38 protein-coding genes are annotated in these 25,070 nt (G+C 70.2%); 37 read left to right on the forward strand and 1 reads right to left on the reverse strand.

Annotated elements, in window-relative coordinates:
• The first annotated feature begins 52 nt into the window (after window positions 1-52).
• The 32 genes from ACFPYL_RS21755 to ACFPYL_RS21910 all read left to right on the forward strand — a co-directional run bounded on the left by ACFPYL_RS21755 (window position 53) and on the right by ACFPYL_RS21910 (window position 22,450).
• Complete coding sequence (locus tag ACFPYL_RS21755; protein WP_379159443.1) at window positions 53-289, forward strand: hypothetical protein; 237 nt, start codon at window positions 53-55, stop codon at window positions 287-289.
• Window positions 286-519: a hypothetical protein gene (locus ACFPYL_RS21760; RefSeq protein WP_379159446.1), complete on the forward strand. Its 234-nt coding sequence runs from the start codon at window positions 286-288 to the stop codon at window positions 517-519. Before ACFPYL_RS21755 ends, ACFPYL_RS21760 begins: the two co-directional genes overlap by 4 nt.
• Before the next feature lie 226 nt (window positions 520-745).
• The gene (locus ACFPYL_RS21765; RefSeq protein ID WP_379159449.1) at window positions 746-1,054 is read left to right on the forward strand and encodes a hypothetical protein; all 309 of its coding nucleotides are present in this window, start codon (window positions 746-748) and stop codon (window positions 1,052-1,054) included.
• 12 nt (window positions 1,055-1,066) lie between these two features.
• Window positions 1,067-1,579 (forward strand): hypothetical protein, encoded by a 513-nt coding sequence (locus ACFPYL_RS21770; protein ID WP_379159451.1) that lies wholly within the window; start codon window positions 1,067-1,069, stop codon window positions 1,577-1,579.
• A 3-nt stretch (window positions 1,580-1,582) separates the two neighbouring features.
• Window positions 1,583-2,077, forward strand: coding sequence for a hypothetical protein (locus tag ACFPYL_RS21775; RefSeq protein ID WP_379159454.1), 495 nt, complete (start codon window positions 1,583-1,585; stop codon window positions 2,075-2,077).
• A 95-nt stretch (window positions 2,078-2,172) separates the two neighbouring features.
• Window positions 2,173-2,574, forward strand: a complete 402-nt coding sequence (locus ACFPYL_RS21780) for a hypothetical protein (RefSeq protein WP_379159457.1) — start codon at window positions 2,173-2,175, stop codon at window positions 2,572-2,574.
• Complete coding sequence (locus ACFPYL_RS21785; protein WP_379159460.1) at window positions 2,531-4,033, forward strand: hypothetical protein; 1,503 nt, start codon at window positions 2,531-2,533, stop codon at window positions 4,031-4,033. The genes ACFPYL_RS21780 and ACFPYL_RS21785 overlap by 44 nt, the downstream gene beginning before the upstream one ends.
• A gap of 11 nt (window positions 4,034-4,044) precedes the next feature.
• Window positions 4,045-4,251 (forward strand): hypothetical protein, encoded by a 207-nt coding sequence (locus ACFPYL_RS21790; RefSeq protein WP_379159463.1) that lies wholly within the window; start codon window positions 4,045-4,047, stop codon window positions 4,249-4,251.
• Window positions 4,248-5,438 carry a phage portal protein gene (locus tag ACFPYL_RS21795; protein ID WP_379159466.1) on the forward strand — a complete coding sequence of 397 codons (1,191 nt, stop codon included), beginning with the start codon at window positions 4,248-4,250 and terminating at the stop codon, window positions 5,436-5,438. The genes ACFPYL_RS21790 and ACFPYL_RS21795 overlap by 4 nt, the downstream gene beginning before the upstream one ends.
• A complete protein-coding gene (locus ACFPYL_RS21800) occupies window positions 5,435-6,244 on the forward strand; it encodes an HK97 family phage prohead protease (RefSeq protein WP_379159469.1) in 810 nt (269 codons plus the stop codon). The genes ACFPYL_RS21795 and ACFPYL_RS21800 overlap by 4 nt, the downstream gene beginning before the upstream one ends.
• A gap of 152 nt (window positions 6,245-6,396) precedes the next feature.
• Window positions 6,397-7,842: a hypothetical protein gene (locus ACFPYL_RS21805; RefSeq protein WP_379159472.1), complete on the forward strand. Its 1,446-nt coding sequence runs from the start codon at window positions 6,397-6,399 to the stop codon at window positions 7,840-7,842.
• A 100-nt stretch (window positions 7,843-7,942) separates the two neighbouring features.
• Window positions 7,943-8,374 (forward strand): hypothetical protein, encoded by a 432-nt coding sequence (locus ACFPYL_RS21810; RefSeq protein WP_379159475.1) that lies wholly within the window; start codon window positions 7,943-7,945, stop codon window positions 8,372-8,374.
• Window positions 8,375-8,386: 12 nt separating this feature from the next.
• Window positions 8,387-8,893, forward strand: a complete 507-nt coding sequence (locus tag ACFPYL_RS21815) for a hypothetical protein (RefSeq protein WP_379159478.1) — start codon at window positions 8,387-8,389, stop codon at window positions 8,891-8,893.
• Window positions 8,893-9,390, forward strand: a complete 498-nt coding sequence (locus tag ACFPYL_RS21820; protein ID WP_379159481.1) for a hypothetical protein — start codon at window positions 8,893-8,895, stop codon at window positions 9,388-9,390. Before ACFPYL_RS21815 ends, ACFPYL_RS21820 begins: the two co-directional genes overlap by 1 nt.
• Window position 9,391: 1 nt before the next feature.
• Window positions 9,392-9,787: a hypothetical protein gene (locus tag ACFPYL_RS21825; RefSeq protein ID WP_379159484.1), complete on the forward strand. Its 396-nt coding sequence runs from the start codon at window positions 9,392-9,394 to the stop codon at window positions 9,785-9,787.
• A 2-nt stretch (window positions 9,788-9,789) separates the two neighbouring features.
• On the forward strand, window positions 9,790-10,788 hold the full coding sequence (locus ACFPYL_RS21830) for a phage tail tube protein (protein ID WP_379159487.1): 999 nt from the start codon (window positions 9,790-9,792) through the stop codon (window positions 10,786-10,788).
• A 13-nt stretch (window positions 10,789-10,801) separates the two neighbouring features.
• On the forward strand, window positions 10,802-11,242 hold the full coding sequence (locus ACFPYL_RS21835) for a hypothetical protein (protein ID WP_379159490.1): 441 nt from the start codon (window positions 10,802-10,804) through the stop codon (window positions 11,240-11,242).
• Between the two features lie 3 nt (window positions 11,243-11,245).
• Window positions 11,246-11,677 (forward strand): hypothetical protein, encoded by a 432-nt coding sequence (locus tag ACFPYL_RS21840; protein WP_379159493.1) that lies wholly within the window; start codon window positions 11,246-11,248, stop codon window positions 11,675-11,677.
• Window positions 11,674-11,838: a hypothetical protein gene (locus tag ACFPYL_RS21845; RefSeq protein WP_379159496.1), complete on the forward strand. Its 165-nt coding sequence runs from the start codon at window positions 11,674-11,676 to the stop codon at window positions 11,836-11,838. The genes ACFPYL_RS21840 and ACFPYL_RS21845 overlap by 4 nt, the downstream gene beginning before the upstream one ends.
• Window positions 11,839-11,856: 18 nt before the next feature.
• Entirely contained in the window at window positions 11,857-14,784 is a 2,928-nt protein-coding gene (locus ACFPYL_RS21850) for a CRISPR-associated endonuclease Cas2 (protein WP_379159499.1), read from the forward strand.
• Window positions 14,784-16,643, forward strand: a complete 1,860-nt coding sequence (locus tag ACFPYL_RS21855; protein WP_379159502.1) for a LamG-like jellyroll fold domain-containing protein — start codon at window positions 14,784-14,786, stop codon at window positions 16,641-16,643. The genes ACFPYL_RS21850 and ACFPYL_RS21855 overlap by 1 nt, the downstream gene beginning before the upstream one ends.
• A 133-nt stretch (window positions 16,644-16,776) precedes the next feature.
• On the forward strand, window positions 16,777-17,088 hold the full coding sequence (locus ACFPYL_RS21860) for a hypothetical protein (RefSeq protein ID WP_379159505.1): 312 nt from the start codon (window positions 16,777-16,779) through the stop codon (window positions 17,086-17,088).
• Between the two features lies 1 nt (window position 17,089).
• Window positions 17,090-17,494 carry a hypothetical protein gene (locus tag ACFPYL_RS21865; RefSeq protein WP_379159508.1) on the forward strand — a complete coding sequence of 135 codons (405 nt, stop codon included), beginning with the start codon at window positions 17,090-17,092 and terminating at the stop codon, window positions 17,492-17,494.
• Window positions 17,495-17,525: 31 nt separating this feature from the next.
• Entirely contained in the window at window positions 17,526-17,795 is a 270-nt protein-coding gene (locus ACFPYL_RS21870; protein WP_379159511.1) for a hypothetical protein, read from the forward strand.
• Entirely contained in the window at window positions 17,792-17,977 is a 186-nt protein-coding gene (locus ACFPYL_RS21875; RefSeq protein ID WP_379159513.1) for a hypothetical protein, read from the forward strand. The genes ACFPYL_RS21870 and ACFPYL_RS21875 overlap by 4 nt, the downstream gene beginning before the upstream one ends.
• On the forward strand, window positions 17,977-18,282 hold the full coding sequence (locus ACFPYL_RS21880) for a putative phage holin (protein ID WP_379159515.1): 306 nt from the start codon (window positions 17,977-17,979) through the stop codon (window positions 18,280-18,282). The genes ACFPYL_RS21875 and ACFPYL_RS21880 overlap by 1 nt, the downstream gene beginning before the upstream one ends.
• 68 nt (window positions 18,283-18,350) lie before the next feature.
• Complete coding sequence (locus tag ACFPYL_RS21885) at window positions 18,351-18,911, forward strand: M23 family metallopeptidase (protein ID WP_379159518.1); 561 nt, start codon at window positions 18,351-18,353, stop codon at window positions 18,909-18,911.
• A complete protein-coding gene (locus ACFPYL_RS21890) occupies window positions 18,911-19,771 on the forward strand; it encodes a hypothetical protein (protein ID WP_379159521.1) in 861 nt (286 codons plus the stop codon). The genes ACFPYL_RS21885 and ACFPYL_RS21890 overlap by 1 nt, the downstream gene beginning before the upstream one ends.
• Entirely contained in the window at window positions 19,768-20,016 is a 249-nt protein-coding gene (locus tag ACFPYL_RS21895; protein ID WP_379159523.1) for a hypothetical protein, read from the forward strand. Before ACFPYL_RS21890 ends, ACFPYL_RS21895 begins: the two co-directional genes overlap by 4 nt.
• Window positions 20,013-20,606, forward strand: coding sequence for a hypothetical protein (locus ACFPYL_RS21900; protein WP_379159526.1), 594 nt, complete (start codon window positions 20,013-20,015; stop codon window positions 20,604-20,606). The genes ACFPYL_RS21895 and ACFPYL_RS21900 overlap by 4 nt, the downstream gene beginning before the upstream one ends.
• 3 nt (window positions 20,607-20,609) lie before the next feature.
• Entirely contained in the window at window positions 20,610-21,509 is a 900-nt protein-coding gene (locus ACFPYL_RS21905) for a hypothetical protein (protein WP_379159529.1), read from the forward strand.
• Window positions 21,509-22,450 (forward strand): heparin lyase I family protein, encoded by a 942-nt coding sequence (locus tag ACFPYL_RS21910; protein ID WP_379159532.1) that lies wholly within the window; start codon window positions 21,509-21,511, stop codon window positions 22,448-22,450. The genes ACFPYL_RS21905 and ACFPYL_RS21910 overlap by 1 nt, the downstream gene beginning before the upstream one ends.
• Before the next feature lie 98 nt (window positions 22,451-22,548).
• On the opposite strand, the gene ACFPYL_RS21915 is transcribed toward ACFPYL_RS21910, so the two are convergent.
• On the reverse strand, window positions 22,549-23,055 hold the full coding sequence (locus tag ACFPYL_RS21915; RefSeq protein WP_379159535.1) for a hypothetical protein: 507 nt from the start codon (window positions 23,053-23,055) through the stop codon (window positions 22,549-22,551).
• Between the two features lie 137 nt (window positions 23,056-23,192).
• Here ACFPYL_RS21915 and ACFPYL_RS21920 point away from each other — a divergent pair, with 137 nt between their 5' ends.
• From ACFPYL_RS21920 to ACFPYL_RS21940, 5 genes are read left to right on the forward strand one after another with little or no spacing between them, the layout of a single operon-like run.
• Window positions 23,193-23,474 (forward strand): hypothetical protein, encoded by a 282-nt coding sequence (locus ACFPYL_RS21920; protein ID WP_379159538.1) that lies wholly within the window; start codon window positions 23,193-23,195, stop codon window positions 23,472-23,474.
• Window position 23,475: 1 nt separating this feature from the next.
• Window positions 23,476-23,769: a hypothetical protein gene (locus ACFPYL_RS21925; RefSeq protein ID WP_379159541.1), complete on the forward strand. Its 294-nt coding sequence runs from the start codon at window positions 23,476-23,478 to the stop codon at window positions 23,767-23,769.
• On the forward strand, window positions 23,766-23,930 hold the full coding sequence (locus ACFPYL_RS21930) for a hypothetical protein (protein ID WP_379159544.1): 165 nt from the start codon (window positions 23,766-23,768) through the stop codon (window positions 23,928-23,930). The genes ACFPYL_RS21925 and ACFPYL_RS21930 overlap by 4 nt, the downstream gene beginning before the upstream one ends.
• On the forward strand, window positions 23,920-24,717 hold the full coding sequence (locus ACFPYL_RS21935; RefSeq protein ID WP_379159547.1) for a tyrosine-type recombinase/integrase: 798 nt from the start codon (window positions 23,920-23,922) through the stop codon (window positions 24,715-24,717). Before ACFPYL_RS21930 ends, ACFPYL_RS21935 begins: the two co-directional genes overlap by 11 nt.
• A gap of 48 nt (window positions 24,718-24,765) precedes the next feature.
• Window positions 24,766-25,065: a hypothetical protein gene (locus ACFPYL_RS21940; protein WP_379159550.1), complete on the forward strand. Its 300-nt coding sequence runs from the start codon at window positions 24,766-24,768 to the stop codon at window positions 25,063-25,065.
• Window positions 25,066-25,070 lie beyond the last annotated feature (5 nt).

Here is a 25,070-nt window from a genome sequence, read left to right on the forward strand (position 1 = left end):
GCAGGAGTGGCTCTGTGAGAAGCGACAGAAGCGCGAAGCGGCAATCGCGACGTTGGTCGTCAAGGGCTACAGCCGCGAACGTGCCGAGTACATCCTGTTTGACGTCGTCGGCAATGCGATGTTCGGCGGCGACCTGCCGGGCATGTGGGACATGCTCGGCGCACTGCCCTGCACCAGCACACTGCCGCTCAGTCACCCGCTGCACCTAGGCGGCGGCCGCGGCTGCACTCACCAGGCGACCAGCGGCTCCTGGCAGGGCGCCAAGGACAAGCCCGGGGATCACCAGTGACGGGCCCGCACATCGTTGATGCCCAAGCTGCGGCCGAGCTGTTCAACATCCCGGCCGCACAGGTCCACAAGTGGAAGCACCGGAAGCAGCTCACGGAGGTCGACTCGATCCCGGGCCGCTCAAGGAACAAGCGCGTCCCGCTGTTCGACGTCGACGAGATACGTCCCCTGGTGGCCCAGTACAAGGCCCGCGTAGCAGCGCGCGCCGACACGCCGGAGGCGCCATCTTGACCGATCAGCAGACAAACCAGGCAGCCGTGGTGGAAGATATCGCCAGCGGGCGAAGTGTCCCCGCACACCGAACCCCGGCGCCGATGGCCCGGGGTTCTCTCGTTCCCCCGGCCGCTCGAGAGGTGGGCTCCCGACCCGGCTGGGCGACCACGCTGGCGTCCCGGCCGGGGAAGACGAACGATCTCGCGGCCGCTCGTGGCCGGGCGCCAGCGCTGGCAGGAGCACCATGCCGACCACACGCATCCCCGGCGACCCACGCGGCACCCGCGCCTGGCGAGTACTCCGCGACCAGGTCGTCGACGAAGAGCCCACCTGCAGACTCCGCCTCATCGTGTGCACCGGCGACTCCGAGACCGCGGACCACATCGTCCGCGTCGTCGACGACGTCACCCTCGCGATGGAACGCAGCAATCTCCGTGGCTCCTGCAACGCCTGCAACCTGTACCGCGAGAAGCTCCTTCGCCAGACCGGCATCGACGTCGTGGCCACCACCCGCCTCGAGCTCGCGCCCGACGCGCTCGGCTTCTTCGAGTGATCGGAGCACACCATGATCACCCTCGTCTGCGGCCCACCGTGCGCCGGCAAGACCACCCACGTCCGAGCCAACGCACAGCCCGGCGACCTGGTCCTCGACGTCGACCGCCTCGCCCAGCAGTGCGGCTCCGACCGCACCCACAACCACAAGCAGACGTTCCGGGACCAAGCCGAGGTCCTCATGGAGTCCTACCTCGACGAGCTCGAGGCAGCCGAGCACACGGACGCGTGGGTCATCCGCACCTGCCCCGACCCCGACGACCGGGCCGAGCTCGCTGCACGGATCCACGCCGACGAGGTCATCGTGCTGATCGAGGACCAGGCCCTGCTGCTGCAGCGTGCCCTCGAGCGCCACAGCCCTGAGCACACGATCCGCATCATCAACTGGTGGTTCAAGGTCTACGAGCCAAGCGACGTCGACGACCTCACCACCTCGAGCACAGCCACCGTCCCCGCCGCGCTGCTGCATCATCACCTGAACACGTGGACCGGCGACGCACCTGCGCTACAGATGTTCGAGGACTGAGCGATGACCCGACGCCTCGCCTTCCTCGACACCGAGACCACCGGCCTCGACCGCGTCAGGCACCAGGTGTGGGAGGTGGCCTACGCGATCGACGACGGACCGATAGTCACACTGCAGCTGCCGCACGACCTGGACCACGCCGACCCAGCCGCGCTCGAGATCAACGGGTACGCCGACCGCGTCGGCACCGTGACGCTGGGCTGGCGCCAGCAGCTGCTCGCCGACCTCGACGACGTGATCCTCGTCGGCTCGAACCCGGGCTTCGACCAGGCCATGCTCAGCAAGGCGCTCGACGCCGAGCCCTGGCACTACCGCTGCATCGACGCACCTGCAGGTGTGATGTGGCTGCTCGACTGGGACGAGCCCCGAGGCCTGCTCTCAGCGGCGCGCGAGATGCGCGGCCGCGGGCACACCATCCCGATGCCGGACCACACCGCTGCCGGCGACGTCGCGACGACCCGCGCTGTGTACCGCGCGGTGCGGGGCGAGCACCGGTGACGTCGTGCCGGTTTTTTCGAGCCAGGATTTCAGCTGGCGACCTACCGTCCGCAGTCTCTCTCCCCAGCTCATCCACGTCACGCTAAGGAGCCGCCGTGCAGAAGGCGTGCGAGCAGGACGGCGAGCTCTTCGAGGCGAAGCGATCGACCGCGAAGTACTGCAGCGACCGGTGCCGGCAGCAGGCGCGCCGGCGAGCGAAGCCGGAGGCGGCCGAGGCCGTCGAGCCGCGGCTGCCGCGGATCGTCGAGCTGACCGGGCAGGAGCTCACCGCGCTCGGCAAGCTCGACACGGTGCTCGGTGCCCAGGCGATGACGCTGGCCATGCGGATGACGTCGATGCGCGACACCGGATCCGCGATCGCCGCGCTCTCGAGGGAGCTCGACCGGGTGATGCTCCGAGCGCGCGGTGGTGGCGCGTCGGAGGAGGACGAGGTCGCCAGCGCGAGGCGTCGCCGTGACGAGAAGCGGAGGAAGGCGACCGAAGCTCGCGAAGCGTAGGGCGACCTGGTCTCACGAGGTCGACTACGTATACACGTTCGGGCCGGAGGTCGCGGACATCGCGGCGGCCGCCGGCCTTGAGCCCGACGAGGACCAGCAGTGGATCCTCGACCAGGGGTTCGGCTACCTGCGCGATGGTCGGCCGGCTGCCTTCGAGGTGGACATCATCGCCGCGCGGCAGAACATCAAGACGGCGTCGATCATCATGTTCGAGCTCGGCTGGCTCTACGTCACCGAGGAGCCGCTGATCATCCACTCGGCGCACGAGCTCGACGCCACCGAGGAAGCGTTCATCGATATCCGCGAGCGGATCGAGGGCACGCCTCAGCTGGCGAAGTGGCTCGACCCGAGCAAGGGCGAGAAGGACCACCCGGGAGTCTTCACCGGCAACGGGTCCTGGGAGATCCACCTGCTCGGCGGCACCCGGCTCAAGTACAAGGCCCGCACGAACAACGCCGGCCGCGCGCTGACCGCGGACAAGCTGGTCCTCGACGAGGGATTCGCGCTCAAGCCATCGCACATCGGCTCGCTGTACCCGACGCTCACCACGATCTTCGACTGCCAGGTCGTGATGGCCAGCTCGGCCGGCAAGCTCGAGTCGGCGGTGCTGCGCGATCACAGGGAGCGCGGCCGCGCCGGCACTTCGCCTCGGCAGTTCTACGCCGAGTGGGGCGACGTCGACGCCTGGTCAGGATGCAAGGCCAAGGGGTGCGACCACGCGAAGACCGCGATCGGGTGCGCGCTCGACGACGAGACGCGGTGGGCGCGGATCATGCCGGCGTGGGGACGGCGCGTGTTCCCCGAGACGATCCGAGCGATGAGGCAGGCGATGCCACCGGAGGAGTTCGCCCGCGAGTTCATGGTGTGGTGGGACGACCCGCCGGACGGTGACGGCACAGGCGTGATCGACCTAGGCAAGTGGGGCGGCCTGGTCAACCCGAAGGCCAAGGCGCCGAAGTCCGCGGTGCTCGTGCTCGACGTCGCACCGAGCCGGAAGTCAGCGAGCATCGGCGTCGCCGGCCCGGGCAAGAAGGGCCGGACGCTGCTGATGGTGCAGAAGCGCGACGGCTACCGGTGGGTCGTCCCGCAGGTGAAGCGGCTGCTCGAGCGGCAGTCGATCGCCGAGGTTGCGCTCAACCCCGGCAGCCAGGCGTCGGTGCTGATCCCTGACCTGGTCGAGGAGGGCATCGAGTTCGCCAAGATCAACACCACCGACGTCGCCCACGGGTGCGCCTGGCTGCTCGGCCAGATGGAGCAGAAGAAGCCCGGCGTCGAGCACGTCGGCCAGCCCGAGCTCGACACCGAGGTCGCGGACGCGATCACCCGGATGACCGGCGAGAACGAGCTCTTCGACCGTCGCGACAAGTCGATCACCCAGACCGCGATCGTGGCCGCGTCGACCGCCGGCTACCGGTGGTCCCTGCAGGAGGACTACGACGTCATGGACAGCGTGCTGTGAAGGAGGACCCGATGCGCCGCAGGATCGCTCGCCTCTACCGCACGACCCGGACCCGTCTCTCCGCTGGCGCCCGGCTGCTGCCCGGTGTGCTCGAGGAGCACCAGGGCGTGCTCGGTGTCGCGGCTCTCTCCCTCGGCGCCGGCATCAACTGGGGCCTCGGGTGGGCGCTGATCTTGGTCTCCCCGTTCCTGCTGCTCGCGGCGTGGGGTAGCCGATGAGCTGGCCGTTCAACGGTGCACCGCAGCAGCGCATCGCCGATGCCACCCAGGCGATGCTCGCCGAGCGCACTGGGCTGCGCACCCGGACGACGGGAAAGCGGATCGGTCGCGGCGACGCTCTCTCGCACTCGGCCGCGTGGGCGTGCCTGCGGCTTCGGGCCGACCTGATCTCCACGATGCCGGTCGACGTGTTCCGCCGGATCAACGGCGTGCAGGTCGAGGTACCGAAGCCGCCGATCTTCACGACCCCCGGCGGCAGCGCCGAGATGCTCTGGGAGGAGTGGGCCTACTCCACCCAGTTCGACCTCGACAGCGTCGGCAACACGGCAGGCATCATCCTGGCCGTCGACGGGTTCGGGAAGCCGTCGGTCATCGAGCTCGTCCGCATCGACGACGTGACGTTCATCGGCAAGGGCAACCGGATCCACAAGGTCAAGATCGGCCGCGACGAGTACGACTACTCGCAGATCTGGCACGAGCGGCAGTTCACGATCTCCGGGTCGCCGATCGGCATGTCGCCGATCGCGCACGGTGCGATGACGCTGAACAGCTACCTGTCCGCCCAGCAGTTCGCGAACGAGTGGTTCGGCAACAACACCACGCCCGGCGGGCACCTCCGGAACACGGCGAAGAAGCTCAAGCGCGCCGAGGCGCTGGCGGTCAAGGACAACTTCAAGGCCTCGATCGCGGCAGGCGACGTGTGGGTCTCGGGCAACGACTGGGAGTACAACATGCTCTCGGCCAAGGGCAACGAGTCCCTGATGATCGAGCAGCAGCAGTTCTCCGTCACCGACGCGTGCCGCTTCCTCGGCGTCCCCGCCGACATGATCGACGCACCGTCGGCCGGCTCGAGCGTGACCTACGCCAACATCACGCAGCGCAACCTGCAGCTGCTGATCATGAACATCGGGCCGGCCATCCGCCGGCGCGAAGCGGCGTTCTCCCAGCGCCTGCTCGCCCAGCCGCGCTACGTGAAGCTCAACCGCGCGGCGCTGCTCGAGATGGACCTCAAGTCCCGGTACGAGGGCTACAAGGTCGGCGTCGACGGCCGCTGGCTCCCCCCGTCCCGGATCCTCGAGCTCGAGAACATGCCGCCCCTCACCGACGCCGAGAAGGCCGAGTTCGCCGAGCTCTTCCCCAACAAGTCGTCCACGCCCGCCGCACTACCGGGAGGCAACCAGCCATGAGCACCAGCACCCTCGAGCGGATCCTCGACGCCGCCGCCGAGGCACGCGTCGCCGGGTACGCCGGCACCGGCGCGGCCTCCCGTCCCTCACAGCGCCGCTGCGCCGAGGAGCCCGGCTCCCGCGCCGCAGTGTTCGCCCCGTTCGTCGAGCCGCCCCAGCTGCGCGCCGCCGGCGACGGCGACGGCAGCACCCTGCACTTCACGGGGTTCGCGTCGGTCTACAACCGCGGCTACGAGATGTGGGACATGTTCGGGCCGTACACCGAGCAGGTCACCTCGGGCGCCGGCGCCAATTCCCTGGCCCGCGCCGACCTCGACGTCCCGTTCGTCCTCGCCCACGACTCGCTGCGACGCATCGCCCGGACCACCGTCGACGGGTCGATGACCCTCAGCGAGTCCACCGTCGACGACGTCGAGGGCCTGCTCGTCGACGCCCCGCAGCTGGACGCCGGCGACGTCGACGTCGCCTACATCGCACCGAAGCTGCGCAGCGGCCTCATCGACGAGATGAGCTTCCGCTTCCGCATCGTCCGCGGCACCTGGTCGCCGGACTGGATGGAGTACCACATCGAGGAGTACGACATCCACCGCGGCGACGTCGCGATCGTCGGGTACGGCGCGAACCCGCACACCGTGGGCGCCGGGCTCCGAAGCCAGCAGCTCCCCCGCCTCGAGGACCTGACGGACTCCCAGCTCCGCCAGCTCGAGACCGACCTCCACGCCCTGCGCAAGCAGCAGAGCGCGGACCGGGCACCCAGCCCGGCACAGATCGCGGCGATGGCCTCTCTCGGCCTCTACCGCGGCTGACCAGCACCACCCAGCAGCACCCAGCACCCCCGCCACGCAAGGGGACCTCACGCCTCACCACGGTCAGGCCTGAGTCGATCCACCGCCTGTCGGAGCTGACCCAACCCGTCACTCCGACGCTCCGGCACGCCCGGAGCAGGAAGGGGTTCCCGATGAACCTCAAGAAGCTGATCGAGCAGCTCCGCGCCTCCCTGGCGCCGCTGCTCACCGAGCGGGCCGAGCTCCGCTCCCGCCGCGACGAGATCCGCGCCGCGTGCGTGGCCGAGTCGCGCCAGCCCTCGGAGGAGGAGGCCACGGAGGCCCTCGCCGCCGAGGAGCGCATCACCGCGATCGACGCGAGCACCGCCGAGATCGACGGCCAGATCCGCCAGTACGAGGACGAGCTCCGTCGCGACGAGGCCGCCGACCAGCTGCAGCGCCAGGTGGTCTCCACCGGCGTCACGCTGCCGGGCAGCGAGGAGCGCGAGCAGCGCCTGCAGGTCAACGACCGCGGCACCTACAACCGGGACGCCGACCCGCACGGTGCGCAGTTCCTGCGCGACCTCGCCGCGCAGTTCATGCACGGCGCGGCCGCGGTGCAGGCCAACGAGCGCCTCGGTGCCCACATGGTCGAGGCCCGCGGCCAGGCCGAGGAGCGCGGGTTCAACCTCGACGGCTACGCCCAGCGCGCCGCCGGCACCGGCGCCTTCGCCGGCCTGGTGGTCCCGCAGTACCTGACCGACCTGTACGCGCCGATGGCGCGCGCCGGCCGGCCGCTCGCGGACGCGATGCGCCACCACGACCTGCCCGAGACCGGCATGACCGCCTACATCGGGCGCGTCACCACCGGCACCACCACGGGGCTGCAGGCCAACGAGTTCGACACCGTGAACGAGACGGACATCGACGACACCCTGCTGTCGATCCCGATCAAGACGAACGCTGGCGCGCAGACCCTCTCGCGCCAGGCGCTCGACCGCGGCGTCGGCGTCGAGGACACCACGATGCAGGACCTGTTCGCGGCCTACGACACCACGCTCGACGGCCGGCTGATCAACGAGGCGACGACCGGCCTGTCCGCGGTCGCCACGACGATCACCTACACCGACGGCACCCCGACCGCGGCCGAGCTCTACCCGAAGTTCCTGCAGGCACCGGCGGCCGTCGAGGCCGCCATGCTCAACCAGGACCAGGGCGACGGGTTCGCCGTGTTCCACTCCCGCCGTTGGTTCTGGGCGCAGTCGCAGCTCACGAGCACCTGGCCGCTGTTCGGGCAGCCCGGTGTCTCGCCGCAGCACGGCGGCGAGAACTACGGCGAGAAGTACGGCGCCGGGTTCCGCGGCATCCTCCCGGCCGGCACCCCGGTCATCACCGACGCCAACGTCCCGACCAACCTCGGGGCCGGCACCAACGAGGACGAGATCTACTTCGTCGCCAAGTCCGAGGCCCACCTGTGGGAGGACCCGAAGGCGCCGATGCTGATCAAGGCCGAGCAGTCGCAGGTCAAGAAGCTGGCGGTCGACTTCGTCGCCTACGGCTACTTCGCCTACACGTTCGTCCGTCGCCCGCACGCGCAGAAGATCAGCGGCACCGGCCTGGTCATCCCGGCCTGGACCTGATCCCTGCTGCTCCGGTCCTGGGGGCGTGCCACGAGCGCGCCCCCAGGACCGGCACCACCCGATCGCCCGGCACCACCCCGCAACGAAGGAGCTCACCAGCATGACGGAGCAGACCGAGAAGAAGCTCACCCTCGGCGAGAAGATCGCCCAGGCCAACGACATCGAGCCCGTGCGCGCGCCGATGAGCGGCCGCGAGCTCGCGGCCGCGCAGCGCGAGGACCACCTCCGCGCGCTCGAGGAGGAGCGCGCCGGCCTCAAGGCCGCCGGCAAGGACGACCGCGTCAAGCAGGTCGACGCCGAGATCGCCCGCGTCAAGGGCGAGCCGAAGGGCCGCACCGCCCCCGACACCGGCACCGGGTCCAGCGGCCGCGTCAAGCAGTCCGACGTCCCCGACGGTGACATCGCCGACGTCCTCAACTGGGTCGGCGAGGACGCCGCCCGGGCGAAGGTCGCGCTCACCGTCGAGAACAAGAAGGACGCCGACGACCGCCGGTCGACGCTCGTCGAGAAGCTCGAGAAGATCGCGGGCTGACCCACTGTGTCCGTGCTGTCGCTGACCGCCGCCCGGCGGTTCCTCCAGGTGCGAGACGGCGTCGTCAACGCCGACCAGGACACGGAGCTCACGGAGGCGATCGCCGCGGCTGAGGACTGGGTTGCCGGCAAGGTCGGCCCCCTCTCCCCAACGTCGGTGACCGCCCGGGTTAGCGGCGGCACGGACACGCTCATCCTCCCCGAGGTCCCGGCGCTCTCGCTGACCTCGGTCACCCCGGTCGGCGGCACCGCCCTCGACGTCACCCAGCTGCACGTCGGGAAGCGCACCGGCCTGGTCAAGAACCAGACGGTCACCGGCGCCGTGTTCATCGCCACCGAGTACGACGTCGTCTACCAGGCCGGGTGGCTCCCCCTGCCCTCCGACCTGGTCCAGGCCGTCAAGGAGGCCCTGCTGTACTTCTGGGTCCCCCAGCGCGGCAACGCCCGCAACACGAAGCCGGCCACGCTCGACCGGGCCAAGGAGCTCGTCGCGGACTACGAGCCGGCCGGGTTCGCCTGATGGACGACCGGATCTCCGTCGTCCCCGACCTCATCGCCGCGATCGTCAGCAAGGCGACCGCGGCCGCCGAGGGCAACGACGAGGACCACCCCCTGTACGGCCGCTACGTCGAGGACGGGTACGGCACCAGCAACGGTGCCTACGCGGACGTCCTGATGGTCGGTGTCGAGGACCCCCAGACCGACGACGCCAACTCCGCGGAGACCACCGAGGAGCTCGCGTTCGTCGGTCCCGCGGTCACCCGCGACGAGAAGGGCTACGTCACCTGCCTGGCCATGTCGGACGACGGTGGCGGCAACCAGAAGGCAGCGCGCGACGCCGCCTACCGGACGGCGATGGGCGTGGCGATGCTCCTCGCCGCCGACTACCAGCTGGGCGTCACCGGCCTCCTGTGGACGGTCGTCGGCTCCCGAACCCGGCTCAACCAGGGCCAGGACTCAGACCGCGGTGCGGTCGCGCTTCTCACGTTCCGCATCTACTTCGAGGCGAGGTTGTGACATGGGTAAGACCGGCAAGATCAAGAACATCACCGGCGAGGAGCTGATCGCGCTCCTCGAGGGTGGGCCGGCCGGCCGCCTGGTCCACAAGGGCCAGACGATCGACGTGCCGGTCGAGCGGGTGACGATGTACACCCAGGCCGAGAGCAGCTGGGAGCCGGCCGACGACGTCGCCCGCGAGCTCCACCAGGACATGCTCGACGAGCTCGCCGAGTGGCTGCAGGCCCTCGAGCCCGACGCCCCGGTCGAGGAGCCCGGCGGCAACGCCGGCCGCGAGGTCTGGGCGAAGTACGTCGTCGCCGCCGGCCTCGCCACCGAGGACGACCTCGTCGACAACGAGGACAAGCCGCTCGGTCGCGACCAGATCCGCGACACCTACTCGAAGAAGGGTGACTGACCATGTCGATCGGAAGCGGTCTCGCCGGGTCCCTGATGACCAAGAAGGAGTCGGCCTTCGGCACCTACCCCACCCCCGACAAGGGGTGGCAGATCACGAAGGCCGACCTCAAGAAGAACAAGAACGTCGTCCAGGGCGGCGGTCTCGCGGCCGGCCTGGCCGCGCAGCACGGCTCCCGCCGGGTCGTGACCCACGAGTCCGGCAGCGGCAGCATCGAGGGCCTCGAGGTCACGAACAAGGGTTTCGGGTTCTGGCTCGAGCAGCTGCTCGGCGGGTCCGTCGCCCCGACCCAGCAGGCAGCCACCACGGCGTACCTGCAGTCGCGGCCCCTGGTCGACAACGTGGGCAACTCGTTCACCGCCCAGGTCGGTGTCCCGGACGCCGCGGGCACGGTGCGGCCCTACACGGCGAAGGGCTGCAAGATCACCGCGGCCACGTTCGCCTCGGCGGTCGGCGAGCGTCTGATGTTCACCCCGACCATCGACTTCCGCCAGCTGTCCGAGGTCGAGACCCTGGTCGCGCCGACGATCCCCGCCGGGCTGATCCCCCGGACCTTCAAGGACCTCACGGTCAGCCTCGGCACCTACGGCGCCGAGGCGCCGGTCACCGGGGTGAAGGGTGCGTCCCTCACCATCGAGCGGCCGCAGGACACCGAGCGGCAGTACGCCGGCGCCGCAGGTCTCAAGGCCGAGCCGCTGTGGAACGACTTCGCCAAGGTGTCGGGCAGCATCACCGCCGACTTCCTCGACAAGACCGTGTTCGCCGACCGGTTCGCCTCAGACGCGAGCATCGCGATGGTGCTCGAGTGGAAGGGCCCGCTGATCGCGTCGACCTACTACGAGCGGATCACGTTCAAGCTGCCGATGATCTTCTTCGACGGGGACTCCCCGATCCTCGACGGCCCCGGCATCGTGTCGGGTGCGTTCCCGTTCACGGCCCAGCTCGACGGCACCAACCCCCTGGTGACCTGCGAGTACGTGTCGGTCGACACCACCGTCTGACCAACCTGCCGCCGTGGTCGACGTCGACGTCGAGATCCAGGGTGCGGACGAGCTCGCACGGGCTCTCCGCACCCTGGCCCGTGACCTCCGCCCCGAGGTCATGGCCGCGATCGAGAATGCCAGCAAGCACGCCGACGACCTCTTCGCCGCCGGCGCACGCACCACCCTCCCCAGCCAGGGAGGCCTCGCCGACAAGGTCGCTGACGTCCGCTGGGCGATCAAGGCCAGCCACGACGAGATCCGGATCCACCCCGACGACTCTCCCTACGACCTGACCCGCATCAACGAGGGCCGGCTCCTCCACCCTGTCTGGGGCGACCGCGATGTGTGGGTCGAGCAGGAGATCCGGCCGGGTTGGGCCGAGGAGCCCACCGAGCGCCAGGAGCGCGCGATCGCCGACGCCGTCGACGAGGCCGCGGAGCACCTGGCCAAGAACATCGAGAGGACCACCTGACCCATGGACATCGTCTACACCCCCGAGGGCACCGAGCCCGCCGACGCGACCCGCATCCCGTGGCGGCCTGGCCGGATCCGCAACCGCGACACCGTGGTGCTCGAGCGCCTCACCGGGATGACGTTCGTCGAGTTCGTCGACGCGATCGACAACGGCTCCATGCTCGCGCTCGAAGCGCTGCTGTTCGTCGAGCTCTCCAAGACCAACCCGACGCTCAAGCGTGACCAGGTCGACTTCTGCATGGACGAGATCTCCTGGGAGCTCGACGACGAGGGCAAGGTCGAGCTCCGCGACAAGCTCGCCGCCCGCGAGGCCGACCTGACCGACGTCGAGCGGACCACTCTCGAGGACATGCGCGCCGCGGTCGGCCGCGAGCCCAACAAGGGCGACGACCAGGGCGACGACGCCACGGAGGTCGACGCCCCAAAAGAGTGACCGACCTGCTCCGTGAGTACGAGTGGGCGTTCGCCCGGTTCCTGCACACCCCGCCGCCGCTGCTCGAGGACTGCACCTACGAGCAGCTGCTCAACGGCATCGCGTACCTCGACCGCATCGGCGCCGACCAGCCGGTGTCTGACCTGTTCGATCTGAGCTGACCCGACGGGAGGAGCCGCATGCCCGGTGGGATCCCGCTCGACGTCATCGCGCGGTACATGGACCGCGGCGCCTCCCGCGGCGTCGAGCACCTCGGCCAGGTCGCCGACCGGTCCTCAGGGCACTGGCGCAAGCTCGGCACCGCGACGAAGTGGGCCGCCGGCGGGATCGCCGCCGGCGCCACAGCCGCGGTCGCCGCCGGGCTGGCGATGGCCGAGGGAGCCGCGGACGACGCGACCGCGCAGAAGCGCCTCGCGCTTCAGCTCGAGAACAGTGCCGGCGCCCGGAAGTCGGACATCGCGTCGATCGAGAAGTGGATCTCCAAGCAGGGCGAGGCGCTCGGTGTCACTGACGACGAGCTGCGGCCGGCGCTCGGCCGGATGGTCGCCGCTACCCACGACGTCGCGAAGGCTCGCGAGCAGGTCGCGCTCGCCGAGGATGTCGCGGTCGGTCGTGGCAAGTCGCTGATCACCGTCGTCGAGGCCCTCGAGAAGGCCCAGAACGGAAGCCTCGGCGGCCTCGCCCGGCTGGGCGTGAAGACCAAGGACGCCGCCGGCCACACCCTCACCCTCAAGCAGATCACCGATGACCTGTCGCGCACGTACCGCGGGCAGGCCGCGGCCGCGGCCGACACCGTCGTCGGGAAGTACCAGCGCGTCAAGGTCGCACTGTCGGAGACCGGCGAGGAGATCGGCTACAAGCTGCTGCCGGTCCTCAGCATGGCCGGCGACTTCCTCCTCGACCACGTCATCCCCGCCGTCGAGGACACCGCGCACGCGTTCGGTGGCGAGCTCAAGCAGAACCTCCGCGAGTTCTCCGACTGGGTCTCCTCCGACGGTGTGCCCATGGCCAAGGACCTGGCGTCGACCTTCCGCGACGACGTCTTCCCTGCGCTGCGCACCGGGGTTGGGATCGTCGGCGACGTCGTCCACGTCTTCACGGAGCTCCCCGACCCGATCCGCGGGGTGGCGCTCGAGGCCGGCATCGCGGCGATCATGTTCCCGCGGCTCGCCTCGAGCATTTCTGGTGTCACCGGCGCGGTCGCCACCAACTCGGCCTCGCTGCGGACCTGGGTCAGCGACATGCGCAACGCGGAGACCCGGGCCGGCGCAGCCGCGGGCGCGACGCAGCGGCTCGGTGGTGCCGCGAAGAGCGCGGCCGGGATCGGCGGGATGCTCGCGCTGATGCACGGCGCGCAGGAGTCGGACCGTGCGATCGGCGCACTCGAGATGACCGCCGGCGGTGCTGCCACCGGGTTCGCCGTCGGCGGCCCATGGGGTGCCGCGATCGGCGGCGCCGGCGGGCTGCTCGCCTCGTTCGCCGTGCACAGCGACGACGCGGCCGCTGCCCAGCAGCGACTCGCCGACGCACAGAAGCGAGTCTCCTCCACGCTCGACGCACAGACCGGCGCCTACACGCGCCGCACCAAGGCGCAGCTGGTCGACGACATGGCCAGCGCCGGGATGCTCGAGTCCGCCAAGAGCCTGAACCTCAACCTGGCCGACATGGCCACCGTCACGATGCGCGGCACCGAGGCGATCGTTCGCTGGCGCACCCAGATGGCCAAGCGCACCCGGACCGACGAAGAGGCTAGCTCCGTCTTCCGGCTGTCCAACCAGATGATGAACCTCTCGGACGGGCTGCAGTCCGGGCAGCGCGGCTGGCTCCTCAACGCCGAAGCGATGGGCAAGAACGGGCTCGCGGCCGCGAAGCTCCGCCAGCGCGTCAACCAGCTCGGCAACGAGTACGGGCTTCTGCCCCGCGAGGTCCGGACCATCGTCAACGCCCTCGACGCAGACAGCTCCCGCAAGAAGGTGCTGCAGCTCGCCGAGCAGTACAACAAGACCCCGGCGACGATCCGCACCATCTTCCGGATCCTCGGCGCCGACGACGCCCGCGACAAGGCCAAGGGCGTCAACGACCAGCTCGCCCGCACCGGCAACACCAAGCCCAACATGCAGCCCTGGCTGGTCGGCCTCCGCGCCGGCCTCACCCAGGGACGCACGGACGCCTCCTCCGGCGGCGAGAGCGTCGGCAACGCCCTGCAGGCCGGCGTCATCCGCGGCTTCTCCGGCACCGCCTCAGAGCTGTCCGAGCAGGCCTCCTACGCCGTGCACCAGGCGGTCGCCGCCGCCCGCGCCGCCGGGAAGATGCGCTCACCCTCGAGGCGCATGGACGAGGAGGTCGGCGCACCGCTCGCGAAGGGCGCCGTGATCGGGTTCCGCCGCGAGAGCAAGGGCCTCTCGAAGGCCGGCGTGAACATGATCGACGACCTGGTCACCGGCATCAACAAGCACTGGATCGCGAAGAAGAAGGTCCTCGACGCCATCCTCGCCGAGGTCGGCGACCGCCGCGACAAGCTCAAGGCCACCGTCGACGCACGCGACAGCTTCGCCTCCGGGTTCCAGCGGCTCGGCACCGGGATCTTCTCCGCCGACTACTCGAGCAAGCTGACGACCACCAGCACCAGCAAGACGGTCAACCCGCTGACCGGCGAGGTCACCGAGACCAGTACCGACTCGACCCGGGCACTGACGATCGCCGACCTCATCGCCCAGGCCCAGGCCGAGAAGAGCCGGTCCGCAACCACGAAGCGCAACGTCAACCACCTGGTCAAGGACCTCGGCCTGTCGCCGGCGCTGATCCGGCAGATGCAGGCCGAGGGCGACGTTGCCGGCATCGACGCCCTGGCCGCCGGATCTAAGGACCAGATCGCGCTCCTGAACTCGCTGAACAAGCAGACCCAGGGCAACCTCTCCGCCGCCGGCATGACCGCCGCGAACAAGCTCTACGGCTCCGAGATCGAGCGCCGCCGCAACAACGTCGAGCTCGGCGAGACCGTCGCGAAGGCCCTCGAGAAGTACCTCGACCGCGTCGTCTTCACGATCGACGACGGGGCGCTCAAGGCGAAGCTCCGGAAGATGAAGAAGGACAAGGACATCGACTGATGCCGGCGCCCACTCTGCTGGTCAAGCTCGACGACGGCACCGGCACGTTCCCCTATGACATCAGCGTCTACGTGCGGCAGGTGGGCGCCCAGGTCGAGGTCGAGCGCGGTCGCCCCAACGAGGGCACCGACGTCGACGCCGGCCGCCTCTCGCTGCGGCTCGACAACACCGACGGCCGGTTTACTCTCGGCGACCCGACCTACGGGGTACGCCGCGGGCAGCGGATCCGCGTCACCCTTGCCGCCGGCGTCACCACTGTGCACGTCATCACCGCCTACGTGCAGGACTGGCCCACTGTGTTCGCCGGCCCCCGCGCTGTGATGACCATCATCAACGTCGTCGCCCGCGACCTGCAGCTGCGGCTCGGCCGGCGCACCCTGCGCAGCATGCTCGAGGAGGAAGTACTCCTCGACGACCCTCTCGCCTACTACACCCTCGCCGAGCCCGCCGGCTCTGTCGCCGGCGGCGACACCTCGGGCAACGGTCAGCCGCCCCTTGTCCAGGTCGGCGCTGGCACCGCGGTCACGTTCGGCACCGGCACAGCCCCAGGTCCGGAGGCCGCCACGGCCGCCCAGATCACCGGCGGCAAGTACCTCGCGGCGGTCCCGAACGTCGCGGCCGCGTCCGGCAACTCCCTCGTGATCGAGTGCTGGTTCTCACGGTTCGGCGTACCCGCCCCGCAGAGCGATCGCCTCGTCCGTGTGTGGGATCCGACCCTGACCACCCTGCTGGCTGAGATGTTCGTCTTCAATACCGGCGGGCTTCTCGGGTTCGGGGTCCCGGGCGGGTCCCTGTTCTCCGCGGCGGCCGTCACCGACGGTGCGCTTCACCACGCCGCCCTGTGCCGCACCGCGACCGGGGGCTTCCGTGCCTACCTCGACGGCGCCTTGGTCGGGTCGTCTGCCCCCGGCGCGACGCCGCCCGGGGTCGTCGGGCTAGTCGAGGTGGGCGGCAGCAGCGTCTCCGGCACCCAGACCGCGCAGGCCACGATCGCCAGTGTCGCCATCTACAACGACAGCCAGGGCGCCACCAACTTCGATGCTCCCGCCGCCAGGCACGCTGCCTCCGGGATCGGTGCGTTCGCCGGCGAGACCACCGACGCCCGTGTCGCCCGGCTCGCAGGGTACGCCGGCCTCGCCGCTGGGAACCTCGCCCTCGAGGCTGGGGTCGAGACCGTACCCGCGCAGACCACCAGCGGCACCAGTGTGCTCGACGCCCTCCGTGCCGTGTCGCGCGCCGAGGGCGGTGCGATGTTCGTAGGCGGCGACGGGAAGCTCGTGCTGCAGAACCGCGCGCACCGGGTGATCGCCGCGACCGGCACCCCAGACGTGACGCTCGCGGGCGACGCCGGCGAGGTCGAGTGGGAGGACCTACTCATCACCGGCGACGACCAGTACTTGGTCAACGTCGCCGAGGGGTCTCGGATCGGGGGCGCCACCCAGCGGGTCACCAACCCGGCCTCCATCGTCACCGACGGCGAGTACCCAGCCGAGAACCTCGCCGGGCTCCTGGTGATGACCGACGACGACGTCGTCGACCGGCTCCGGTGGGTGGTCGCCGTTTACGGTGACCCGGGCGAGCGGATGGCCCAGGTCACCGTCGATCTTCTGACCGCACCGGTGACGCTGCAGGAGGCGGTCCTCGCCCTCGAGGTCGGCGACCACATCGTGGTCGCCGACCTCCCCGCACTGTCCCCGCTCGCCGACGCCGAGCTCGTCATCGAAGGCATCCGGTACGTGGTCTCGCAGACCGAGTTCAAGGTCACCTTCAACACCGCACCCGCCCAGCTGTTCCGCGCGTGGGTCCTCGGTGACGCCACCTACGGCGCCCTCGGCATCACCACCCGCCTGCACTACTGAGAGGACCTCGCCTGTGCTCGACGACGCCACCCGGTACGCGCTCGCGTGCCCCACGATCGCGCCAACCCGCGGTGCGGAGTGGGCGGCCAGGACCCCCGGCCTGTGGACCGCACCGGTTCCCCTCGCTACGGCGATGACCGCCGGTGTGGCACCCCTCGAGGTCGCAACCCAGGTCTACGTCAGCGAGGGCCGGTGGGTCGTGATGTGCCCGGACTGCGGCGGCGCGCAGTTCGCGGCCCGCGACGATCACCGGTTCATGTGCGTCGAGTGCTCGAACGTCGCGATCGAGGGTCTGTGGCGGCCGGTCGTCTGGCCCGACGACCACGCCGAGCTCGAGGCCGAGCTCGAGCGACGACCGATGCGACGCAACCAGAACTGGGTGCCCGACGAGACGGTCGAGGACCTGGCCGCGGAGTTCGCCGCCAACGATCCAGAGGTGATCTGACATGGCGTGGACCGCTCCCCGCACATGGGTCGCCGGCGAGATCGTCTCGGCGTCGATGCTCAACACCCACCTGCGCGACAACCTGCTCGCCCTCGACTTCAGTTCGGGGTTCGTCGCGGTCACTGCCGCGGCCAACGTCACCTCGTCCAGCACGATCCTCTACCGCCGGTCGGGCATGGCCGTCGTCATCGTCGAGGTGACGACCACTGCAGCGATCGGCGCCGGCGGAACGCTCTTCACCCTGCCGTTCGGCTACCGCCCCGTCGCTCTTCTCTTCGCCGACCTCGTGAACACGGCGACGGCCGCGGTCGTGCGGGTCCACGCCGACCCGACAGGGCCGGTCACGACGCAGCCCGCGCTCGCCAGCGGCGTCCAGCTGCGCGGCTCGTTCGTGGTGCCGTTGTGACCGCGCTGCTCCACGCCGGCGGGTCCGCCTGATGGACGGTCTGCCCTGGCAGGCGATCACCGTCAGCGGCGGCGGATGGGCACTGTTCGGGATGGCGATGATCGGCCTGATGTCCGGCCGCTGGTTCGTCTCGAGGCGGGAGCTCGACTCGATGGAGAAGCGCGCTCTCGCCGCCGAGGCCAACGTCGCACAGCTACTGCCGGCGGTAGCCGAGCACAACGCGATGGGCAGGCTCTCGCAGGCCACCATCGAAGCAGCCGCCCGGAAGGCGGCCGAGCGCGTCGGGGGCGACCCGACATGAGGTTCATCCGCCGGCGTCGTGCGCGTCTCGAGGAGAACCGTCGAGCGATCGCGAAGCAGGAGCGGCTCGCGCCCTACGTCGAGCTGCAGAAGCAGGAGGCCCAGGAGCTCGGGGACTGGGCACGTGACCGACTGCGCCAGAACCACCTGACGCAGCTGTTCAACCACCCGAGGGGGACCTGATGGACCTCGCGTCCTTCTTCATCGACGACGTGTCGCGCGTGATGCTCTACGCCAACGCGCTGCTGTTCGCGACTTTCCTGCTGTTCTACAGCACCCGCGAGCCCTGGTGGCGGTCCTGGTTCGGCTGGACCATCGTGCTACTCCTCGCCGCTGTCCTGCAGCTCTCGACCCGGGCCGTCTTCACCGACCTGTACGGCGAGGACTACCCGGGCCGCGACCTCGTGCTGCTCCTCGGCCGCCTCGAGCTCTTCGCCTCCGGCACCGCGCTGTTCGTCGCGCTGCTCCGGAGGCGCCGCCAGCCCTGACCCACCGTCTCGGGATCCACGTCGCGCGCCTGCTCGACGTCACCTCTGCACGCCCGAAGGAGCCCACAGTGACGATCAACCACCTCGCCCGCCGGAAGTTCACCCCCGCCCAGCTGCTCGCCCTCGCCCGCGACAACGCCCGCGCTCGATGGCGCCGCGGCCGTGCCGTCGTCCCGGTCCGCTCGTCCGACGGCGTCACCCCGTACCCGACCACCTACCCGTATGGCGTGAAGTCCTCGGCCTACGCCGCAGGCCGACACACCGGCGAGGACCACGCGTGCCCCGTCGGGTCGCTCGCTGTGGCCACCGCACCCGGGACCGTCGAGTACGCCGGCCCGGCCTCGGCCCGGTGGGGCTCGGCATACGGAAACCAGGTGATCGTCCGCACTGCCGACAACCGCTACGACTACGCCCACAACCACCTCTCCTCGTGGAAGGTGAGCGCCGGCCAGAAGGTCCAGCCCGGCGACGTCCTCGGCCTCACCGGCGCGACCGGCAACGTCACCGGCCCGCACTCCCACTTCGAGGCCCGGGCCGCCGGCGGCCGCTACGGCTCCGACGTCCACCCGATCCGGGTCAAGGTCAACGGCCCGGCCCGGCGTGCTCGGCTCGCGAAGGCGAAGAAGTAGTGACGACTGCGCCGGCGCCGCCGGCCGCGCTGGCCGTGCACTCCTCGGGCCGGTTCGACCGGCCCGTCGACGCGCTCGCGGCCAGCGTCGCCCGGATCCGCCGCTACACCCGCGGCGGTCGGCGGGTCGTGCTGATCACCGGCACCGAGGCGTCCCACCGGTCCGGCAAGGACATGCACCAGGTCCTCGACGCCAACGGCTGGGAGTGGGCCCACCTGTCCGGGGAGCGTGGCGCCGGCGAGTGCTGGGGCACGTGGTCGACCAGCGCCCTGCAGCTCGTCGAGTCGTACACCCACCGGCTCACCGAGATGACCTGGACCAGGTCGGCCGAGTACGGCGGCGGCGAGGCACCACCCGTCACCGCCCTGGTCCTCCAGTTCGAGGTCGTCGGTCGGCCGTACCGGCGGACCGTGACCGTGATCGTCGTGCACTGGCCGCTGGCCAACACCGAGCGCCGGCAGGAGATCTGGAAGGACTGCGCGCTCGGGCTGCGCCGCCTCGAGGACCAGATCCGTGCACGCGACCCGCACACCGCCCTCGACGTCGTCGGCGACCTCAACCGCAACTACCGCCAGGACGCCGACCGTCGGCTGATCGACCACTACATCGCTGCACCCCTGCGGCTCGTGCAGGCCTGGGCAGGGTCCACGCCCGTCAGGGGCGGCACCCACGGCCCCAGGAGCCTCCTCGACGGTGCCGTGCTCGACCGGCGGCTCCTGGGCTGGTCGACGCCCTGGTGCTGGCTCCTGCCCGACGACGACAGCTCCGACCACCGGCCGTTCGCCCACACCCTCCGCTGGCCGCTGCTCCCCCGCCGCGCACGCCGGCGGATCCGCCACCACCTCAAGGAGACGACGTGAACACCTACGACCTGCTCATGGCGTGGCTGGCCGCCAGGCCGCTGCGCACCCGCGTCCGGGTATACAACCTGGTCCTCGCGATCGCCGGCATCTCCTTCCTGCTCGTCGTCGGCCTCCCGCTGATCGAGATCGACCACCTCTGGCGCATCGACCTCGATGACCTCACCAAGGTCACGATCGCGACCAGCGCGATCGCCGCGGTCCTCGCGAAGGCCAACGCTCGAGCAGCGCGCGGGGACCAGTGAGCTACACCCCCGGCACCCTGCACGTCGCCTGGTCCAACATCGACGGCACCGCGGCCCTCGGGAAGGTCGTCGTCCTACCGTCGAGCGACGTCGTCAAGGACCCGACCGGCACCGTGCTCATGACTGGCGCCCAGACCGTCGACCTAGCCGCCGGCACCGTGGTCGGCGACAACGGGACGATCGCCGTGGGCGAGGTCTCGATCGAGCTCCCACCGTCGACTGGCATGGACCCAGACGTGACCTACACGGTGGCCCTGCAGCTCTACGGCCAGGCCGACCCGGAGCCTGTCACCGGAGTCGAGATCATCGCCGGCGAGGTCACCGAGCTCGCGTCCTGGGTGACCCCGATCCCCCGTGCCGAGGTGCCGAACGTCAAGGCGCAGGTCGCCGGGCTGATGACCTCGGTCGACGCCGACCCCGACAGCGGCTTCCGGAGGCAGCTCGATAGTCGCCTTACGGCCACGATTACGCAGGTCATCGACGACCGCGCGACACCCGGCCTCGTCGAGGAGCCCGGCGACCCAGGCACGTACTCGGTGGTGTTCACCGAAGACCCGACCGACCCCGGAACCTTCCTGATCGGAGCTTGAGCCATGCCCTTCAAGATCGTCGGCGTCGACGACAACTCCCACTTCCCGCCGCGCGTCGAGACGCGCCTCGCAGCCGACTTCGTCACCAAGAGCGAGTCGATCAGCCTCAACGACGCGACCGTCGACTCGGTGCTCAACGACAGCGCCACCGCATCGCAGAAGTCGTTCCTCGCGCAGAGCCAGACCAACCGGATCGTGAACCGGATGACCGTGCTCCCGCGACAGGCCCGGGTGACGCTCATCAAGACGCTGGTGAAGTCCCTGATCGACAACGGGATCTGGGACAAGCTCGACGGGTTCTACATGCTCGCCGCTCACGACGAGCAGGCCGCGCGGCTGAACTGGCGTGGCGGCCCCGCGCAGGATCTCACCTCGGTCAACTCCCCGATCTTCACCACCGACCGTGGCTTCCAGGGCGACGGCACCACCTCGTACCTGACAACGAGCCTGTCGGGCACCGGCGCCGACCAGTACAAGCAGGACGACGCCTTCATGGGCCTGTGGTGCATCACCAACGCCTCGTCCAACACCGGCCACGGCGTCTCCGGCGCCGGCAACGGCTACATCAACCCCCGCTCGGTCGCCGGAGCGATCGTCCTGCGCGCGAACAGCGGATCGACGCTCACCTTCGCCGGCATGACCGACTCCTCCGGCCTGACCGCCTGGTCACGCCCCGACAACGCGAACGTCACGGCCTACAAGAACGGTTCCGTCTTCGGGACCCAGTCGTCCGCGTCGGTCGCGCTCGGCACCAACAACTTCGAGATCTGCCGCAACCAGACGAACTACTCATCGCGACAGATCGCGTTCGCCGCCTTCGGTGCCCGCCTCACCGACGCCCAGCAGGCGGCGCTCTACACCGCCGTGCGGACCTACCTGCTGGCCGTGGGGGCGACTTCCTGATGGCCCTGCTCCTGAACCGCCGCCAGGCGCTGACCGCGCTCGCTGGATCCGGCGGCGGCGCCAAGGCAGGCGTCGGCAACGGGCACCGGCTCGCCGGCAGGCTCACCACCGACGGCAAGTACGCCGTCGGCGAAGCCGCCCTGACCGACCCCGCCTACGCGGCGATCGCGGCCACGCTCGCCGCGGGCACGGTCGACGTCCCGGCCGGCTGGAACGCGGCCACCATGACCGACCCGATGACGCTGCTCGTCGACTCCAAGCCCATGTTCATCAACGGGTCGAACAAGGCCTACACGCTCTCCGAGCCGGCCGACAACGTCTTCCGCTACGAGATCCGTGCCAACGAGCCCGGAACCCTGACCGACCTCGGCCTCGGCAACCGGCGGTGCGAGCTCGTGTCGTTCAAGGAGAACGGCTACACCTCCGGGCAGACGTTGTGGATGTCCTGGTCGACCGTGCTCGGCACCCAGCACGACGGCATGTTCCTCACCGACCTGGCAGACCGGTTCGGGTATGTGATGCAGGTCCACCCGCCCGCCTCGAAGGCGCCGTGCGTGGTGGTCAACTACTCGCAGAACCTGCTCCGGATCATGACCAGCTCAGACGCCGAGAAGGTGGGCGCCGACGGGGTCCTCAAGACGCGGTACTCGACCGCAATCCCGGCCACCGGGGTCGTGACGAACTTCGTCCTGGCGATCACCTTCGGGTCGTCCGGCCACCTCAAGGCGTGGGTCAACGGCTCGTCGGTCTACGACGCAGACATCCCGATCGGCTACTACACCGACGGCGGGATCCTCGGCTACCCGCAGTGGGGCGTGTACGAGAAGAACTGGAACACCACCGAGGTCGTCTACACCGCCAACATCGAGTGGGGCACAGCGGACCTCTCGGCCCGCGCGGCGTCTCCGATCGCCGTACCCGATCTCTCGCCCTGGGCCTGATGTAGCCATTCGGCCGGGAGAGACCACACGACGACCGATGCGCAACACTGCCCCCGTCACCCCTTCGGGTGGCGGGGGCAGGTTTCGTGCGTCCAGCGTCAGCAGCCCCGGGTGCGGCACTTCCGCAGCTGCGCTGTCAGCGTCTTGATCCGCTTCGCCTGGCGGTCGAGTGTGCGCTTCTGACCAGTGACGGTTCTCTGCAGCGCCACGCTCCGACGGGCCTCGGCCCGCACGTTCGCGAGCTGTGAGTTGACGGCATCGACAAGGCTCGAGATCCAGCCGGCGTACTCGGGCGGGTAGCACGACTCGTCGACGCCGTCGACCTGCATGTAGTACACCCGCTCGAGCGACCCCGGCCCGTGGGCCTCGATCGCGTCGCGGAAGCCGCCAGGGTACGGAAGCGAGACCCCCTCCGCGGGCACGTCGATCTGCCGACCGTAGATCTCCCAGGTGACGCCAGCCTCCTGGCCGAGGTTGACCGTGCCGGACGTGCAGCCAGCAGGCTGGGTCACCGTCGGCAGGACGTGGTCCGAGGCCTGCGCCACCGGCGATGGGGTCAGGAGCGCAGCGGTCGCGACGAGGGCGACGAGGATAGGCCGGATCATGCGCGAGAGCGTAACCTCGGCCACCCCCCACAGGTGACGGATAACGTAGGTTATCCGTTTTTCACGCTCAGCGACCGGCGTGGCGGCATCGAACAGGCGTTCGGAGCAGGCACCCTGAGGGACATGTTCACCACGACGTGACCACCCGCACCAGCTTCGACCGAGCCCTCGACGGCTACGGCAAGCTGGTCGACCACCTGGTGCTCGGCACCGGCCGCCCACGGCCCGAGGTCCTCGCCGCCCTCAAGCGGGCCGCGACCGGAGAGCCGGTCCAGCCGCTGAAGGTCAACGGCCGCTACCTGACCGCCGAGCAGCTCGAGGCCCGCCGGCGCGCGATTGCCAAGGTCGCCGCGGCATGCCGGCGCCCGGCCGACACCCTCGGCCTGGCGCTCGAGCGCGCGGCCGCAGAGAACGCCTGATGTGGGCGACGTCGTGATGACCGAGCGCGAGCTCCGCCGGCTGCCGGGCGCCCTGTCGGTGTGCGGCCGCTGTGGTGGGCACGTCGTGTGGGCAGCGACCGCGGCGCGTGACACCGGCCGCGGTGGCCGCGCGATGCCGCTGGATCCGGTCGAGGACCTCGCCGGCAACGTCGCGGTGCAGCCCGGGCACGCGGGCCGCCTGGTCGCGCGGGTGCTCAAGAAGGACGAGGTGGTCGATCGGCCGGTCCAGTACGTCGCGATGCCGCACTTCGCTACCTGCAGGTCGCGACGATGACCGAGGAGCAGCAGCGCCGGCGCTGGCACCTCGAGGCGTACAACGGCAGCGAGAAGGTGCACACGTCGACGTGCTTCGGCGATCGCGCGCTCGACGTCGCGATGAAGTCGATCGAGGGTCGCTACTACCGGCCGCGGATCGTGGTGCGCCTTGCCGCCTGAGCACGACGACCAGCTGGTCGCGACGTACCACCAGCACATGCTCGACGAGCACACGCCGGCGAACACCGTGAAGGCGCGGCTCCGGACGCTGCGGTCGGTCGGCGCGCCCGGGATCGCGACCCGCGAGGAGATCGAGGCCTGGTGGCGATCGCGCAACGACCGCTCACCGTCGACCAGGAAGACCGACCTGGCGAACCTCCGCGCGTTCTACCGGTGGGCACAGCGCTGGGAGCACCGCACGGACGACCCCACGGTCCGCCTCGACGCCCCGAACGTCCCCAAGGGCCTCCCGCGCCCGATCGCCCGGGCCGAGCTCCTCACACTGCTGGAGAAGCTCGAGGGCGACCTGCGGCGTGCGGTGTGCCTGGGCGCCTACGCCGGCGTCAGGGTCGCCGAGGCGGCCTCCCTGGACTGGTCCGACGTCGACGTCGAGACCCGCCGAGCACGGGTCACCGGCAAGGGCCAGAAGACCCGCAAGGTCGCGCTCTCCACCCTGCTGCTCGACAACCTGCTCCCGAACACCGGCGGCAATGTCGTCGCCGCCGGCGGCAAGGCCTACTCGACATCCCAGCTCGAGCGGAAGGTCAACCGCGCGATCAAGGCCGCCGGTGTCGACGCGACCTTCCACCAGCTGCGCCACCGCTACGGCACCCTGGCCTACCAGGCGACCCACGACCTGGTCGCCGTCGGCGAGCAGATGGGCCACGCCTCCGTTGTCACGACGTCGATCTACGCAGCCGCGGCAGACGACGCCGCCGACAAGATCGCCGACGCCGTCAGCCGCTGACAGCGTTCTCCCACCAGCAGCGGCCGCGGTGGCCTACCGTGCTGGGCCATGAGCACACCAGCCCAGCGCCGCGTCTACGACGACGCCGCGAAGGCCACCCGAACCCGTGAGCTCCTGCTCGTCGTCGGCCTCCTCGGCACCGTCCTCGGCGGCCTGCTCGTCGGCGCCAACTGGCCCGGCGTCGCCCCCGACCCGTCGAACCTGATCGGGGACGACGCCGTCGTGGCCACCGGCAACGAGACGCTGCGCAACGTCGGCTGGATCATCATGGGCATCGCCCAGCTGCCGCTCTTCGTCGCCCTTGTCGCCTACGGCGTCAGCCTCGCGATCCGAGCCACGAAGATGTGAAGGCG

It is taken from the genome of Nocardioides hankookensis, from assembly GCF_042658885.1.
In the GTDB taxonomy this organism is placed as follows: Bacteria; Actinomycetota; Actinomycetes; order Propionibacteriales; family Nocardioidaceae; genus Nocardioides; species Nocardioides hankookensis.